The following is a 15,481-nucleotide window of genomic DNA, read 5'->3' on the forward strand; positions in this document are numbered from 1 at the left end:
ATTTATCTATTTCATACCTACCTAACTTTCGTTTGTTTAAAGTTCGATGATCAAAGATTCGCGAGGAGACATTTTTAGGTCTTGATCGAATCGGACGGTTTTTCCGGTAAGCACATCACGACCTTGAACTTGATCTTTGAGGATCTCTTGGTAATATTTTAATGGTAATGTGGTGTCTTGATCTGTTCCGTTAAGGATGACGAACACTGTCTTACCGTTGTATTGGCGGGTATAAGCATAAACGCCATGCTGCACCATGAATTGAGTCATACTTCCTTTAGCAATGATTTCGTTCCCTTTTCTCCAATTCAAAAGTCTTTTGTAGAAGTTATAACAGTCGTTTTGTTGCGCTGTGCGTCCTTCTGCTGTAAATGCATTGGCTTTATCTCCAATCCATCCGCCAGGAAAATCTTTACGTACATAACCATCACTTCCCGATTTTGTACCATTCATCATCACTTCTGTTCCGTAGTAAAGTTGTGGAATACGACGAGTGGTCAACAGTAATACAGAAGCTTGTTTAAGCATGGGCAGATTGTCGCCGTTGCCTAAGAAACGATCGGTATCGTGGTTTTCGAGGAAAGCCAAGACTGAAGCCGGGTTAGGGTAGAGGAAGTCGTATACGAAACTGTTGTACACGCGATCTAGCCCTCTGAACCAGGTTTCGGTTTGTTCGTTTTTGGCTGTATTTATTTTATCAAAGAAGCTGAAGTCCATGACTGTCTTTAGGTAACTATTGCGTGGAGCAGCTAGTTTGGAATCTTTTTGCCAGAAAGCGGTGTAAGCCGGTTCGGAGGTCCAGGTTTCGCCTACCGTGTTGTAGTTCGGATATTCTTCATTAAGCTCCTTCATCCAGTTGCTCATGGCATCATAGTCGGCATACGGGTAAGTGTCCATGCGGATACCGTCGATGTCGGCATATTCAATCCACCAATAGCTGTTTTGTACCAGATATCTGTATACATGTGGGTTGCGTTGGTTTAAGTCGGGCATCGCTTTTACAAACCAGCCGTTGTTCATCTGATCGGTATCGTAAGCCGAAGCGTAAGGATCAACATGTGGGGTCAGTTTGAAAGAAGTCTGTACGAAATGGTCTTCGTAGTCAGAGTGATTGAACCAATCTTTTGAAGGCATATCTTTGATCCATTGGTGACCAAAACCGCAATGGTTGAAGATCATATCCATCACCATTTTGATGCCTTTTTGATGAGCTTTCTCGATTAGGTCGCGATATTCTTCATTGCTACCAAAGCGTGGGTCGATCTTATAGTAATCGGTTGTGGCGTATCCGTGATACGATCCTCCTTCCATATTGTTTTCTAAAACGGGAGTAAACCATAAAGCTGTAACTCCTAAATCAGAGAAATAATCCAAATGGTTGGCAATACCGGCAAGGTCACCTCCATGGCGAGCACTGGGATCGTTGCGGTCCACTTTGCTGTCTAACATTCCTTCTACTTTATCGTTATCCGGATTGCCATTGGCAAAACGATCGGGCATTAGAAGATAAAGGGCATCAGAGGCATCGAATCCTGTACGGTCGGCTGCTTTTCTTTTTCTTGCTTTTAGTTCATAATCGCGAGTAAATTTCTTTTTCCCTTCGGCAAAAGTCAGTTTGACCTTTCCTGGTTTGACATCTTTATCTAGTTTGAGATAGATGAGTAAATAGTTCGGACTTTCCAATTTTACGGTACTGCTTAGCGAAACGCCCGGGTAGTTGACGGTGACCGATGCATTGGCGATACCTTTGCCATATACCATTAGCTGAAGCTCTGGGCTTTTCATGCCGGTATACCAGAAAGGTGGGTCAATTTTATCTATACTTGCAGTGGCATAGGTTGTTATTGAGAGCAATAACGCACTTAAGATAAATAAGATTTTTTTCATGATATTAGTTTATAAATTATTACGGGAGCTAAGGTAATTGATTTAGAAAAATGAAAGGGCGTTTTTTATGTGACAGAGGTTTATTATTTATGCAAACGTTTTCATTTTGACTTTTTTATACCTTCATTGAAAAAACGTTCTTTTTTGAGTGAGTTGAGCCACTTTTCTGCAGTAGCATAATAATTGTCGAGTGTAAACTCTACTTCGCCTTTCTCATTTGGAGTTATGGTGTTCTCAATGGGTGCTTGTCGAGTCTTTAAGAATGTTTTGAGCCATTTCTCGGCATTGTCAATATCAACTAGAGTTTGGTAATATATGGCAGCAATATCATAAAGAAGTTTATGGTTATCGCGGTCATAACGATAGAGGTCACGCAGTGTATTGATTTGGTTTTGGGGTTGGTTTGCCATTTTATAACAATCGGCCATCCCTTTATAAAGATGAATCAAAGCACTGTCTTTGGGAATCGTGAGATCAATCGCTTCTTTCATGTATTTAATTCCGTCTGCTTTCCATGATGTCTTAGCACACGACCGGGCTAGGAAATAGAGTAGGCTGATGTTGTTGGGATCTTTTTCTTTGGCTTTCTCGAGAATGTCGTGTGCTTCGTAGTATCGATCTATGGCGTAATAACTGACTCCCAGATAATATAGGGTTTGGAAGCTGCTGTCTTTGCGTTGAATCAATCCACTATAACGTTGGGTAGCCATTGGGTAGTTTTCCGATAGGCAGTATGCAAAGGCATTCTGACGGTTGACTGTAATGTTAGTCGTGTCTTTTTCTCGATATTTCTCTGTGGCTTCAATGGCATACTCATATAGCTTTGTGGTATTATATAGACTACCTAGTTTTGCGGCGGCTAGATAGTCGGTCGGATATTTGTCTTGGATAACGTGGTAACAGCCTATTGCAGCATCAATTTGATCTTTCATATTTTCTAGACTTTGAGCTTGTAGATGTAATACGGCAAGCGAACTATCTTTTTCGGCCAACAGACTACTTTCGGTGAAAGCTTCGGTGTATTGCTGCATGTTGTTTAAAAGGGTGATATATTGCAGACGAACATATTTATTGTTGGGATAATGGTCGATACTTCTTCTATAGTAACTTAACGCATCATCGTATTTGTATAGCCTCTTACAGCAGTCGGCACTTTCAATGAGGGCTTGCTGGTTAACAGAATCGTTTTGTAATATGTTCTGGTAAGTTTTGAAAGCCTCATCGATATTTCCTAATTCTTTTTGTGCTTTCCCTTTTAATAAAAGAAGCTTGGTGGTTGGCTTTTCTTTTTCGATTAGAGTTATTACAGTCTCATAATCAAATTGGGACATGGCTTGTTGGATAGCTTCGACGTTCTGTGCCTTGGTTGTTATCAGAGAAACGAAGAATGTACAAAAGAATATTAAACGTTTCATAAGCATTTAGTTTAAAAAGGTTTATAAATGCCAAGATACGGAAAAGTAAAAAACTTTTTCATAGCTCGATTCTTTATTTCTTCCTAATTTAATATTCTTAACAGATTGTATTAAAGAAAAGAAGCGCCTTCTTTTCAGAAGACGCTTCCTTTTTTCTATGTATTATGAGTTCGAATTACATCAAGAATCCAAGCAAGATACCTGCTGCAACTGCCGAACCGATAACTCCTGCAACGTTAGGACCCATAGCGTGCATCAACAGATAGTTGGTTGGATCATATTCCAAGCCGACAATCTGTGAGATACGTGCTGAGTCGGGTACTGCCGATACACCGGCGTTTCCGATCAATGGGTTGATCTGGTTGTCTTTCTTCAAGAAGAGATTGAATATTTTTACAAACAATACACCTGAAGTGGTGGCAATGATAAATGAAAGAGCACCAAGACCGAAGATCATTACAGAATCCCAAGTTAAGAATTGAGAAGCTTGTGTTGAAGCTCCTACGGTAAGACCTAACAAGATTGTAATCACATCGATCAACGGACCGCTTGCTGTATTTGCCAAACGACGAGTAACACCGCTTTCTTTCAATAGGTTACCAAAGAAAAGCATACCTAACAATGGCAAACCTGAAGGAACTAAGAATGTAGTTAGCAATAGACCAATAATTGGGAAAACAACTTTCTCTGTGTGTGATACCGCTCTTGGAGGTTTCATGCGAATAACGCGCTCGTGTTTAGTGGTTAATGCACGCATGATTGGTGGTTGAATCACAGGAACCAAGGCCATGTATGAATAGGCCGAGACTGCAATGGCACCCATCAAGTTAGGAGCAAGTTTCGATGAAAGGAAAATAGCGGTCGGACCGTCGGCACCACCAATGATACCAATTGCTCCGGCTTGATTAGGTTCGAAGCCTAAAACTAAAGCCAACATATATGCTCCGAAAATACCAAACTGTGCTGCAGCACCGATCAACATGAGTTTCGGATTCGAAATTAGTGCAGAAAAGTCTGTCATAGCTCCGATACCGAGGAAGATCAACGGCGGATACCAACCAGAGGTCACTCCTTGATATAAAATGTTAAGCACTGAACCTTGTTCATATATACCTACTTGTAATCCGGCTTCCAAGTTAAATGGAATATTGCCGACGAGAATACCAAAACCAATTGGGATAAGTAGCATCGGCTCAAACTCTTTGGCTACGGCAAGGTAGATAAAGATTAATCCGACGATGAGCATGACAAAGTGTCCCGGAGTCGCATTGGCAAACCCGGTATATCCCCAAAAGTCTACAAGGTTATTCCCTAAGAATGATAAGAAATCTCCCATAATTATTCAATGATTACGAGGTCTGTACCTTCCAATACAGAATCTCCTTTGTTTACTTTAATTTCAATAATTTTACCATCTTTGTTTGCGTTGATGTTGTTCTCCATTTTCATGGCTTCAAGGATAATCACTGTTTGTCCTTTTTTCACAACATCACCTTCTTTAACCTTGATGTCAAGGATTACCCCAGGAAGTGGAGATTTAACGCCGTCTTTTCTTGGGGCTGCAGCAGAAGGTTGACTAACCACAGGAGCGCCAATTTCAGTTTTTGGTGCAGCAGCCGGACGAGTAACCGGTTTTGGAGCAGGAGCTTTCACTGGTGCTTCCATCTCTACTTTATAAGGTGTGCCGTTTACTTCGATATTGGCAATGTTGTCTTCTACATCATTGATGACAACATTATAAAGGTTGCCATTAATTTTATATTTATATTCTTTCATTGTATTGTTCTGTTTGATGAAAAATTAACTATCTAGGGTTTCTACGTAAAGTGTAAATTTTCGAACTCCAAGGAGAGTAGGTACGTTTTACTCTGTTGATGGTTAAGATCATATCTTCTATGTCGTGAGCATCGTTTTGAAATTCGTGCATAGCCATGGCAATCGCAGCAATTTCGTCGGCAGAGTTGCTACCGATATTTTGCTTCTCAGCCTCCTTCATGTCTGTGATGCCAGCTGCTTTCATAGCGTTACGTTTACTCAACGTTGTTGCAATGTAACCAACAAGTTTGAATGAAAGGAACAAGAGTAGTAGTCCTAGAAATACTACAGACATTGCTATAATAGACATTCCGATACCAATACTATCTTGTGTCCGGAAATTCTCGACTTTTATATTTTTGTCGATAGTCATGTTATTAGTACTTGGAGTCACGTAGCTATGGTCTCCATAACCTTTAATAACCCATGTCGCACTACCGTCTTGTTCACGAGCATAAGAATGATCGGCAACTTGTCCGGCAGGGATGGTGATTTCATCAATTAGAGTTTTACCATTCGAATCGTATAAAGCAATATAGTTGTCTTTAGTTGGATCGAGGGTAAAGTTAATGTGGAATGTACCTCTTGAAGGTATTCCATCAGCCCAAAATAGAGCATGTTGACGAGGTTTGATCTGAGTCAAAACATCGCTTTTGGGAATCGAGTATTTAGTCGGATTGTTTTTATCGTTTGTCAGATAGCATCCTTTTAAGTCGACTGTAGCATAAGAAGTATTGAAAATTTCAATCCATGCACTATGCATACCATAATCGTCCTGAAAGTTTTGCTCGTTAACTACCAAAACTTCATTAATTCTCAAGCTGGTAGTGCTTTGCGCTTTTACGCCGAAGCAAACGATTGCTAGTAACGCGATAAATATTCCGAATCTTTTTTTATTCATAACAATCTGTTTTTAATTTGTTACAATGGAATATTACCGTGCTTTTTAGCCGGATTAGTTAACTTTTTAGTTTGCAATTGTTGCAATGCGCGAATAACACGGAAACGTGTATTTCTTGGTTCGATAACGTCATCGATATAACCATATTTAGCTGCATTGTAAGGATTAGCAAACAATTTAGTGTATTCTGCTTCCTTGTCAGCCAAGTATTGTGCAGGGTTTTCTTGTGCTTTTGCTTCTTTGGCGTACAATACTTCTACAGCACCGGCACCACCCATTACAGCGATTTCTGCAGTTGGCCATGCGTAGTTCATGTCGCCACGAAGTTGCTTACAGCTCATTACGATATGTGAACCACCGTATGATTTGCGTAAAGTAACAGTTACTTTAGGTACAGTAGCTTCACCATATGCATAAAGAAGTTTAGCACCGTGAAGGATAACACCATTGTATTCTTGTCCTGTTCCAGGAAGGAAGCCTGGTACGTCAACCAAAGTCACCAAAGGAATGTTGAATGCGTCGCAGAAACGAACGAAACGAGCACCTTTACGTGAAGCATTGCTATCCAATACACCGGCTAAGTATTTAGGCTGGTTGGCAATTACACCTACCGATTGACCGTTCATACGAGCGAAACCAATGATAATGTTCTTTGCATAGTCTCTCTGAACTTCCAAGAATTCACCATTGTCGACGATTGCACCGATCACCTCATACATATCGTAAGGTTTATTTGGGCTATCAGGAACGATTTCATTCAATAGATCATCCATACGGTCAATAGGGTCGTTACAGACAACTAGAGGAGCTTCTTCAAGGTTGTTTTGAGGAATAAAGCTTAATAGTTTGCGGATAATAGTCAAACCTTCTTCTTCTGTTTTAGCAGTGAAGTGAGTTACACCCGATTTAGAAGCGTGTACACTTGCACCACCAAGATCTTCTTGAGAAACATCTTCACCGGTTACAGTTTTTACAACTTTAGGGCCAGTTAAGAACATATATGAAGTACCTTCTGTCATCAAAGTAAAGTCGGTCAATGCAGGTGAATATACAGCACCACCGGCACAAGGACCGAAGATTCCTGAGATCTGGGGAATAACACCTGAAGCCATGATGTTACGTTGGAAGATTTCAGCATAACCAGACAAAGCGTTGATACCTTCTTGAATACGTGCGCCACCCGAGTCGTTGATACCGATAACCGGTGCACCCATTTTCATACCCATATCCATTACTTTGCAGATCTTCTGAGCCATTGTTTCAGATAGTGATCCTCCGAATACGGTAAAGTCTTGTGCAAAAACATAAACAAGTCTTCCTTCGATCGTACCGTAACCGGTTACTACACCATCGCCAAGGTAATGTTTTTTATCCTGGCCGAAATTGGTGCATCTGTGTTCAACAAATGTATCCAATTCTTCGAAACTACCTTCGTCAAGCAATTGAGCTATGCGTTCGCGGGCTGTATATTTACCCTTTGCGTGTTGTTTTTCAATAGCCTTTTCGCCACCACCTAAACGAGCTTGGGAACGGAGTTCAATAAGCTCTTTAACTTTTTCAAGCTGGTTACTCATGAGATTTATTTATTTAAATGATTATTTATAATTATTGTTTGAGAGTTTGCGCTTACATTAATTATAAGGTAAATTTGATGTAAGATGTAAAAGGTCAAACAACGATTCTTTTTTAGTGTTCGCAAAGTTCTGTTAAGACACCCAATGTTGATTTTGGATGTAAAAATGCGATGTTTAATCCTTCAGCACCTTGACGCGGAGCTTTATCGATTAAACGGATCTCTTTTCCTTCAGCTTCAGCCAAGGCGTTAGCTACACCGTCTTCCACAGCAAATGCTACATGATGAACACCAACACCTTTGTTCTCGATGAATTTAGCGATGGTGCTTTCCGGACAAGTCGGCTCAAGAAGCTCAATTTTAGTATCGCCTACCTTCAAAAAAGCAGTTCTTACTTTTTGATCTTCTACAGTCTCAATGTTGTAACACTTCAAACCTAATACGTTTTCATAGTACGGAAGAGCTTCTTCAATGCTTTTAACAGCAATTCCTAAATGCTCAATGTGAGAAATTTTCATAATGCGATTATTTAATGTGATTTCTAATTTGTTTTTAATTGGTATAAAACCCGCACAAAGAAAATCAATTCTTAAATAATAAAGAAATAAATTAGCAAATAATTATCATTAGATGAGGCAGAAAAGAAAAGACATTCGTCTGAATAAAATATCGTATCGGATTTTGAGGAGTCGATTGCCCCTTTTTTAAGGATTACATATACAATTTTATCATGATTCGGTTAATCCATGTCCATTTGAAACGAAACCACCGTCTGGTACTGCTTTGTTTACCCCCAAATCGTAACACAAAGTCACGATAACCATGTTTTCTAAAGGGCAAACCCACATCCATGAATTCTAAATGACGGAATCCATGTGAGTAGGCCTCATCAAAAGCCTTCCAAATTGCTAGAACTCCGGGATATTGCGGAGCATAAGTTTTTCGCATGCCACCCGAAAACCACAAATAGGCGCTACTTCCTGAATAGATACATACTGCCCCACCAATTATTTTGTCCTTATATTTTACAATAAATATTTTGCCTTGTTTACCTTTGATGAGGATCGAATCCATATGCCTAAAAAACTCTTTATCTGGGAAGTATCTCCTAATTCGTGTGGAATAGACCCGATGAAGCATTCTTGAGAAGCTGTGTATTTCTTCGATGGTGGTTGCTTCGCTAACAATGGCGCCATTTTTTAATCCTTTTTTGATTTGTCGCATGCGTGAAGCATTAAACCGTTCTTCAGGAGTGTGGATGTCATGCAGGGAATTTCTGACTCGTAACCAATTGATGGCAAAGTAATGGTTGCTTCTAAAATATTTATACCCAAAGAGTGCCCCTTCAATGTTTCTAAATTCGATTAAGGAACAATTGCGCAAAGCTTCTTGTGTGAGGTGTTCGAGTAAGTTGCCAAAAATGCTTTCTTTATCCAAATCCTCCGGGAGATTGAAATAATCGCCGTTTCCATAGACGAGGCATTCTTTAAATAAGGTAATCGCAAAATGGTTTTGAGGCTTCCGGATGACGGCCAATAGTTTGGCTATGGGGCGGCCGTTATAACTAGCCACTAGAAGAAGAGGGGTATATCCTAAAGTCGCTTCATAGATTTGAAACAACTCTTTGGAATGAAAGGTGTCTTTACCCGGTAGGTCCGGAATCTCGGCGCCTCGATAATATGTGGTCAGTTTTAATGGCATATTACACAAATGTATCACTTTATTTCTTTGTGTCTAACAAATGAAGGTCTTATTTGTTGTCTGAAATAGAAAAATAGCTGTCTTTGTGACTATTAGATTGCATCTTGATTTTCTTTTAGCTTGTTTATTCGTCAAAATAGGGTTAAAGCTTTTGTTATGTTTATATTCCACGTGTTTTTTTTATCTTTGCATGCAGTATCGAAAAAACTATAAATCAGGAAATGATATGGAACATTTTAATGAGCTGATAAAGAAACGTCGCAGTACCCGAAAGTTTACCGACCAAGAACTCTCTCAAGAAGAGGTTGTAACACTGTTGAAGGCTGCTTTGATGTCGCCAACGTCGAAACGCACGAATTGTTGGCAATTTATTGCGGTCGATGATAAAGAGACGTTGAAGAAGCTTGCTTTGTGCAAGGAAAGTTCTTCTGCATTTATTGCCGATGCGGCATTAGCTTTGGTGGTGACTGCCGATCCTCTCACCAGTGATGTTTGGATTGAGGATGCTTCGATTGCTTCTATCATGGTGCAATTGCAAGCTGAAGATTTGGGATTGGGAAGCTGCTGGGTGCAAATACGCGAGCGTTATACGGCTTCCGGAATGTCTTCCGATGAATATGTACGTGAGGTACTCGACATTCCTTTGCAGTTGCAAGTGCTATCGGTCATTGCTATCGGTCACAAAGCGATGGAGCGTAAACCCTTCGATGAGGCTCATCTGCAATGGGAAAAGATTCATATTAACAAATTTGGAGGGCAATAGTCATGAGTGCTGCCAGAGCAAATAATAATCAGGATACATATAAAGCCACTGCGATTGCCTTGATGCTGATCGGGGGACTTTATATGATCGATAAATTTGTCCGATTGAGTTTGTACGGACTCGGATGGATCACAGACAAAAACTACTTATTACTTTATACTTCGGTCATCTTTTTATTATTTAAACGTGATAAATCTATCGGTATTGTTTTGCTCGGGCTTTGGCTAGTGATGAATATTGATTTGGTGATTGCTCTTTTAGGCAATCTTTCAAGTTATTTGTTGCCATTGGCCTTATTATTGACCGGAGGTATTTTATTATTGATATCAAAACGATGAAAAGAAGTATAGAAGATACTCCGATAGTCCTTATTGGAGCTGGAAATCTAGCGACTAACTTGGCGAAAGCTATTTATCGTAAGGGATTTCGTATTGTGCAGATCTATAGCCAAACTGAAGAGTCTGCAAAGTTATTGGCCAATAAAGTGGAGGCCGATTATACGACGAATTTTGATGAAGTGGTCACAACGGCAAAATTGTATGTTGTGGCTTTAAAGGACGCTGTGCTTGCCGAACTTTTACCACGTATTGTGGCCAATAAGCCTGACGCTTTGTTTGTGCATACGGCCGGTAGCCTTCCGATGAACATCTTTGAAGGCTTGGCTACACGCTATGGTGTGTTTTATCCGATGCAGACCTTCAGTAAGCAACGCGAAGCGGATTTTAAGGATATTCCAATTTTTCTAGAGGCAAACTCGGAGGAGAATTTGACTTTCTTAAAGGCGATAGCCTCTACGCTGTCTCCTAACGTTCATGTAGCAACTTCTGAACAGCGTAAAAGTTTACATCTTGCGGCTGTGTTTATCTGCAACTTTACGAATCATATGTATGTCCTTGCTGCGGATTTGCTTCAGAAGAACGACTTACCATTCGAGGTGATGTTGCCTTTAATTGATGAGACAGCGAGAAAGGTGCATGAGATTAAACCTATTGATGCACAAACCGGACCAGCCATGCGGTATGACGAAAATGTGATTAATAACCACTTGTCTATGCTTGAGAGTGATCCGGCTTTACACGATATTTATAAACTTCTAAGCAAAAGTATTCATGAGCACCATCAATTATGATTTATCGCACATTAAAGCGTTGGCTTTTGATGTCGACGGCGTGTTAAGTGCCGATATGATTCCACTACACCCCTCGGGTGAACCGATGCGCACCGTTAATATTAAAGATGGGTATGCTTTACAGTTGGCTGTAAAGCGTGGTTTGCATATTGCCATCATTACCGGAGGACGCACTGAAGCAGTTCGTCTTCGTTTTGCCGGATTGGGAATTGCGAATCTTTATATGGGATCTTCTGTGAAGATTCATGATTATTGTGATTTTCGTGATAAACACGGTTTGAAAGATGACGAGATTCTCTATATGGGAGACGATATTCCGGATATGGAGGTGATGAAAGTTTGTGGTTTACCTTGCTGCCCCAAGGATGCTGCGCCGGAAGTTAAATCACTTGCTCGATATATCTCGCATGTTAATGGCGGCTACGGTTGTGGTCGTGATGTGATCGAGCAAGTCTTGAAAGCACAAGGCAAATGGTTGTCGGATGATGCTTTCGGGTGGTAGTAGGTTTGAGATGTGGATCAAAGAAGAGAATATACTGATACAATATGATACTTGAAAATTTACAAAAATATTCCATAATATTAGCGTCGAACTCTCCCCGACGGAAAGAACTGATCTCGGGGCTGGGAATTGACTATGCGGTTCGCACGCTTCCAGATATCGATGAATCGTTCCCAGAACATTTATCGGCTGAAGAGATCCCGGCTTACATCTGTAAAGCTAAAGCTGATGCTTATCGGACAACAATGGCGACCGATGAGTTAGTGATCACGGCTGACACCATTGTGTGGAGCGAGGCCCGGGTGCTTGGTAAACCTCAAGATCGCGAGGAAGCTATTCGGATGATTCGATCTTTGTCTGGAAAGTCGCACCAAGTCATTACCGGCGTTTGCCTCACGACACAGCAAACTCAAAAGACCTTTACGTCGACTTCCGAAGTGGTTTTCGATGATTTGACGGAAGAGGAGGTCGCTTATTATGTTGATCGCTTCAATCCGATGGATAAAGCCGGAGCGTATGGGGTCCAGGAATGGATTGGTTATATTGGGGTTAAGTTTATCTCCGGAAGCTTTTATAACATCATGGGACTTCCCATTCAACGGCTTTATCAAGAACTGAAATCTTGGTAAGCGGGGAATGGATTAAAAAATAGATCTTGAAGAAAATTTATTTCAAAGTCTCACGATAAAGTTATATCTTTGCACGGTTTTATAGTCTGTAAATAATAATATATCAAAAATATGATCGCTAAGATAGAACAACTTCTGAAAGAGGTGGAGGCTATAGTGGCTTCTAATGCTGAAGAGCTTGAATCACTTCGCATCAAATACCTAAGTAAGAAGGGAGCCATTAATGAGTTGATGGCCGATTTTCGTAATGTACCTGCCGAACAAAAGAAAGAGGTGGGCATGAAACTCAACGAGCTAAAGACAAAAGCACAAGAACGCATCAACGCGTTGAAAGAGCAGTTTGAAGCTCAAGATCATGGCGCTGAAGGATTGGATTTAACTCGTACGGCTTATCCGATGGAGTTGGGTACACGTCACCCTTTGTCTATTGTAAAAAATGAAATCATTGATATCTTTGGTCGTTTGGGCTTTAGTATTGCCGAAGGACCGGAGATTGAGGACGATTGGCATGTCTTTTCGGCTTTGAACTTTGCAGAAGATCATCCGGCTCGTGATATGCAGGATACGTTCTTTATCGAATCTCGTCCCGACGTCTTACTTCGTACTCATACCTCTTCGGTACAGAGTCGTGTGATGGAAGTTTCTCAACCTCCTATTCGCATTATCTGTCCGGGACGTGTGTATCGTAACGAAGCGATCAGCTATCGTGCACACTGCTTCTTCCATCAGGTAGAGGCTCTTTATATCGATAAAGATGTTTCGTTTACCGATTTGAAGCAGGTCTTGTTGCTTTTTGCTAAAGAGATGTTTGGTAGCGAAACTAAAATCCGTTTGCGTCCTTCTTATTTCCCATTTACAGAGCCAAGTGCCGAAATGGACATCAGTTGTAACATCTGTGGAGGTAAGGGTTGTCCGTTCTGTAAGCACACTGGTTGGGTGGAAATCCTCGGTTGTGGTATGGTCGATCCGAATGTTCTCGAATCGAATGGAATTGATAGCAAGGTTTACAGTGGATATGCATTGGGTATGGGCGTTGAACGTATTACGAACTTGAAATATCAAGTGAAGGATTTACGTCTGTTTTCGGAAAATGATACGCGTTTCTTGAAAGAATTTGAAGCAGCCTATTAGGAGCTTCGTTTTTTAGATATTGGTCCTGCCAATCCATCAAAACATTGATGGGTTGGCAAACTTTTTTTATACAGATGATTATGGAGAAAGATCGATTATTGAGTCGAAACTATTGTTTCATACTGATAGCCAATTTCTTGTTGTATTTTGGCTTTTGGCTTTTGATTCCTGTTTTCCCTTTTTATCTCTCTGAATTTTTTAAAGCAGGTGGTTCGACCATTGGGTTGGTCCTCTCGTCTTATTCGATTGCTGCCTTGTGCATAAGGCCGTTCTCTGGTTATTTACTCGATACGTTTTCGCGAAGGCCATTCTATCTGTTTGCCTATTTTCTCTTTGCATCCATGTTCATGGGATATATTCTAGCCGGAGTCCTTTCATTTTTCATTTTGTTTCGGGTCATTCAAGGCGTTGCCTTTGGCATGGTTACGGTTGGTGGAAACACCTTAGTGATCGATATCATCCCGGCCTCGCGTCGTGGAGAAGGATTGGGCTATTACGGGCTGACTAACAATACGGCCATGTCGGTAGGACCTATGACCGGGCTCTTTTTACATGATGGAGGGGTACCGTTTCTTTCCATTTTTGCCCTCGGATTGGGCGTTTGCCTTTTGGGGCTTTTGGCAGCTTCTTTGGTGAAAGTTCCTTATCATCCAACATTAAAGCGGGAAGCCTTGTCGTTTGATCGTTTTATTTTATTGAAAGGCGTACCGGCCGGTATTTGTTTGTTGCTGTTGTCTGTTCCTTATGGGATGACGACGAACTATGTAGCGATGTATGCTCGTGATCTCAATTTACAAGCTCCTATTGGCTTCTTTTTTACGCTGATGGCCATTGGGATGGCCGTGTCGCGTATTTTCTCCGGTAAACAAGTCGATCGAGGCCGTCTGACTCAAGCCATCTCTATTGGTTTGCTACTTGTTATTTTTTCTTTTTTTCTGTTATCTTTTTGTGTTTTTATTGTCCGGTGGAACCCCACTGTTTGTCTGATTGTTTTCTTTTTTATAGCTTTGGTGCTCGGTGTGGGATTTGGTATCATGTTCCCGGCGTTCAATACGCTGTTTGTTAATCTTGCACCAAACAATCGACGTGGAACGGCAACATCGACCTATCTGACTTCATGGGATATCGGTTTGGGTATCGGCATGTTGATGGGAGGTTGTATGGGCGATGTCGGTACGTTTGATAGAGCTTACTTCTGGGGGGCCTGTCTGACAGTTATTTCATTCGTCTATTTTAGAGCGAAAGTTATTCCGCACTATAACAAAAACAGATTGAGATGAGGATCAAAGAACGTTATGAGAAAGTGATTGCTTGGTTTAAAGAGAATAGACCGGTAGCCGAGACAGAACTCGATTATACAAATCCGTACGAGCTTTTGGTGGCCGTTATCTTATCGGCACAGTGTACCGATAAACGGGTCAACCTAGTCACGCCGAAGTTGTTTTACGATTTTCCGACTCCGGAAGCGTTAGCTGCTACGACTCCCGAAGTGGTGTTTGAGTACATACGGAGTGTCTCTTATCCCAACAATAAGGCGAAGCATTTAGTCGGAATGGCTCGTCTTCTTGTGAGCGAGTTTAAGAGTGAGGTGCCTCATGCTTTGGAGGAACTAATTCGCCTGCCGGGTGTGGGACGAAAAACGGCGAATGTCATTCAATCTGTGGTGTTCCATAAAGGCGTTATGCCCGTCGATACTCATGTCTTTCGGGTGAGCCATCGGTTGGGACTCGTTTCATCTCGTTGTACCACCCCTTTAAGTGTAGAGAAAGAGTTGGTTAAGCATATCCCGGAAGAACTTTTACCTATTGCTCATCATTGGTTGATCTTGCACGGTCGTTATGTTTGTATGGCTCGAACTCCGAAATGTGAATCGTGTGGTTTGAAAACATTCTGTAAATACGTTCAAAAAGATTATAATAAAGAAAAAGGGACTGTAAAGCGTAAGATTTAGTTAAGAATTCGTGCCGAACAAAAAAATAAAATAGTAACTTTGCAGTCTATCAAAAAGATAAATTATCACTTTTAAAATATAAAG

The 15,481-nt window shown here is 40.9% G+C and carries 16 protein-coding genes; 8 read left to right on the forward strand and 8 right to left on the reverse strand.

The window, feature by feature from the left end:
* Positions 1–36: 36 nt before the first annotated feature.
* The 8 genes from AC4PG5_RS13555 to AC4PG5_RS13590 form a co-directional block, all read right to left on the reverse strand.
* Positions 37–1,887 carry a glycoside hydrolase family 13 protein gene (locus tag AC4PG5_RS13555; RefSeq protein ID WP_492029390.1) on the reverse strand — a complete coding sequence of 617 codons (1,851 nt, stop codon included), beginning with the start codon at positions 1,885–1,887 and terminating at the stop codon, positions 37–39.
* 101 nt (positions 1,888–1,988) lie between these two features.
* On the reverse strand, positions 1,989–3,302 hold the full coding sequence (locus AC4PG5_RS13560; RefSeq protein ID WP_492029391.1) for a tetratricopeptide repeat protein: 1,314 nt from the start codon (positions 3,300–3,302) through the stop codon (positions 1,989–1,991).
* 175 nt (positions 3,303–3,477) lie between these two features.
* Entirely contained in the window at positions 3,478–4,638 is a 1,161-nt protein-coding gene (locus AC4PG5_RS13565) for a sodium ion-translocating decarboxylase subunit beta (protein WP_492029392.1), read from the reverse strand.
* A 2-nt stretch (positions 4,639–4,640) separates the two neighbouring features.
* Positions 4,641–5,078, reverse strand: coding sequence for a biotin/lipoyl-containing protein (locus tag AC4PG5_RS13570; protein ID WP_492029393.1), 438 nt, complete (start codon positions 5,076–5,078; stop codon positions 4,641–4,643).
* A gap of 28 nt (positions 5,079–5,106) precedes the next feature.
* On the reverse strand, positions 5,107–6,018 hold the full coding sequence (locus AC4PG5_RS13575) for a lamin tail domain-containing protein (protein ID WP_492029394.1): 912 nt from the start codon (positions 6,016–6,018) through the stop codon (positions 5,107–5,109).
* 20 nt (positions 6,019–6,038) lie between these two features.
* Entirely contained in the window at positions 6,039–7,592 is a 1,554-nt protein-coding gene (locus AC4PG5_RS13580) for an acyl-CoA carboxylase subunit beta (protein ID WP_492029395.1), read from the reverse strand.
* Between the two features lie 112 nt (positions 7,593–7,704).
* Complete coding sequence (gene mce / locus AC4PG5_RS13585) at positions 7,705–8,109, reverse strand: methylmalonyl-CoA epimerase (RefSeq protein WP_492029396.1); 405 nt, start codon at positions 8,107–8,109, stop codon at positions 7,705–7,707.
* A gap of 193 nt (positions 8,110–8,302) precedes the next feature.
* Complete coding sequence (locus AC4PG5_RS13590) at positions 8,303–9,292, reverse strand: GNAT family N-acetyltransferase (RefSeq protein ID WP_492029397.1); 990 nt, start codon at positions 9,290–9,292, stop codon at positions 8,303–8,305.
* A 226-nt stretch (positions 9,293–9,518) separates the two neighbouring features.
* Between AC4PG5_RS13590 and AC4PG5_RS13595 the strand changes: the two genes are divergently transcribed.
* The 8 genes from AC4PG5_RS13595 to nth all read left to right on the forward strand — a co-directional run bounded on the left by AC4PG5_RS13595 (position 9,519) and on the right by nth (position 15,397).
* Positions 9,519–10,055, forward strand: coding sequence for a nitroreductase family protein (locus tag AC4PG5_RS13595; protein WP_492029398.1), 537 nt, complete (start codon positions 9,519–9,521; stop codon positions 10,053–10,055).
* 2 nt (positions 10,056–10,057) lie between these two features.
* On the forward strand, positions 10,058–10,393 hold the full coding sequence (locus AC4PG5_RS13600; protein WP_492029399.1) for a hypothetical protein: 336 nt from the start codon (positions 10,058–10,060) through the stop codon (positions 10,391–10,393).
* A complete protein-coding gene (locus tag AC4PG5_RS13605) occupies positions 10,390–11,184 on the forward strand; it encodes a Rossmann-like and DUF2520 domain-containing protein (RefSeq protein ID WP_492029400.1) in 795 nt (264 codons plus the stop codon). The genes AC4PG5_RS13600 and AC4PG5_RS13605 overlap by 4 nt, the downstream gene beginning before the upstream one ends.
* Positions 11,165–11,686 (forward strand): KdsC family phosphatase, encoded by a 522-nt coding sequence (locus AC4PG5_RS13610; protein WP_492029401.1) that lies wholly within the window; start codon positions 11,165–11,167, stop codon positions 11,684–11,686. The genes AC4PG5_RS13605 and AC4PG5_RS13610 overlap by 20 nt, the downstream gene beginning before the upstream one ends.
* 47 nt (positions 11,687–11,733) lie before the next feature.
* A complete protein-coding gene (locus tag AC4PG5_RS13615) occupies positions 11,734–12,315 on the forward strand; it encodes a Maf-like protein (protein WP_492030770.1) in 582 nt (193 codons plus the stop codon).
* A 111-nt stretch (positions 12,316–12,426) separates the two neighbouring features.
* Positions 12,427–13,446, forward strand: coding sequence for a phenylalanine--tRNA ligase subunit alpha (gene pheS / locus AC4PG5_RS13620; protein ID WP_492029402.1), 1,020 nt, complete (start codon positions 12,427–12,429; stop codon positions 13,444–13,446).
* Between the two features lie 80 nt (positions 13,447–13,526).
* Positions 13,527–14,726 (forward strand): MFS transporter, encoded by a 1,200-nt coding sequence (locus tag AC4PG5_RS13625; protein WP_492029403.1) that lies wholly within the window; start codon positions 13,527–13,529, stop codon positions 14,724–14,726.
* On the forward strand, positions 14,723–15,397 hold the full coding sequence (nth, locus tag AC4PG5_RS13630; RefSeq protein ID WP_492029404.1) for an endonuclease III: 675 nt from the start codon (positions 14,723–14,725) through the stop codon (positions 15,395–15,397). The genes AC4PG5_RS13625 and nth overlap by 4 nt, the downstream gene beginning before the upstream one ends.
* Positions 15,398–15,481 lie beyond the last annotated feature (84 nt).

This window comes from Bacteroides sp. QWL-09, from assembly GCF_058683585.1.

Excerpts from the sequence above, each read along its gene's own strand:
- AC4PG5_RS13555 (WP_492029390.1), bottom strand. The coding sequence starts at position 1,887 with ATGAAAAAAATCTTATTTATCTTAAGTGCGTTATTGCTCTCAATAACA.
- AC4PG5_RS13560 (WP_492029391.1), bottom strand. The coding sequence starts at position 3,302 with ATGAAACGTTTAATATTCTTTTGTACATTCTTCGTTTCTCTGATAACA.
- AC4PG5_RS13565 (WP_492029392.1), bottom strand. The coding sequence starts at position 4,638 with ATGGGAGATTTCTTATCATTCTTAGGGAATAACCTTGTAGACTTTTGG.
- AC4PG5_RS13570 (WP_492029393.1), bottom strand. The coding sequence starts at position 5,078 with ATGAAAGAATATAAATATAAAATTAATGGCAACCTTTATAATGTTGTC.
- AC4PG5_RS13575 (WP_492029394.1), bottom strand. The coding sequence starts at position 6,018 with ATGAATAAAAAAAGATTCGGAATATTTATCGCGTTACTAGCAATCGTT.
- AC4PG5_RS13580 (WP_492029395.1), bottom strand. The coding sequence starts at position 7,592 with ATGAGTAACCAGCTTGAAAAAGTTAAAGAGCTTATTGAACTCCGTTCC.
- mce (WP_492029396.1), bottom strand. The coding sequence starts at position 8,109 with ATGAAAATTTCTCACATTGAGCATTTAGGAATTGCTGTTAAAAGCATT.
- AC4PG5_RS13590 (WP_492029397.1), bottom strand. The coding sequence starts at position 9,292 with ATGCCATTAAAACTGACCACATATTATCGAGGCGCCGAGATTCCGGAC.
- AC4PG5_RS13595 (WP_492029398.1), top strand. The coding sequence starts at position 9,519 with ATGGAACATTTTAATGAGCTGATAAAGAAACGTCGCAGTACCCGAAAG.
- AC4PG5_RS13600 (WP_492029399.1), top strand. The coding sequence starts at position 10,058 with ATGAGTGCTGCCAGAGCAAATAATAATCAGGATACATATAAAGCCACT.
- AC4PG5_RS13605 (WP_492029400.1), top strand. The coding sequence starts at position 10,390 with ATGAAAAGAAGTATAGAAGATACTCCGATAGTCCTTATTGGAGCTGGA.
- AC4PG5_RS13610 (WP_492029401.1), top strand. The coding sequence starts at position 11,165 with ATGAGCACCATCAATTATGATTTATCGCACATTAAAGCGTTGGCTTTT.
- pheS (WP_492029402.1), top strand. The coding sequence starts at position 12,427 with ATGATCGCTAAGATAGAACAACTTCTGAAAGAGGTGGAGGCTATAGTG.
- AC4PG5_RS13625 (WP_492029403.1), top strand. The coding sequence starts at position 13,527 with ATGGAGAAAGATCGATTATTGAGTCGAAACTATTGTTTCATACTGATA.
- nth (WP_492029404.1), top strand. The coding sequence starts at position 14,723 with ATGAGGATCAAAGAACGTTATGAGAAAGTGATTGCTTGGTTTAAAGAG.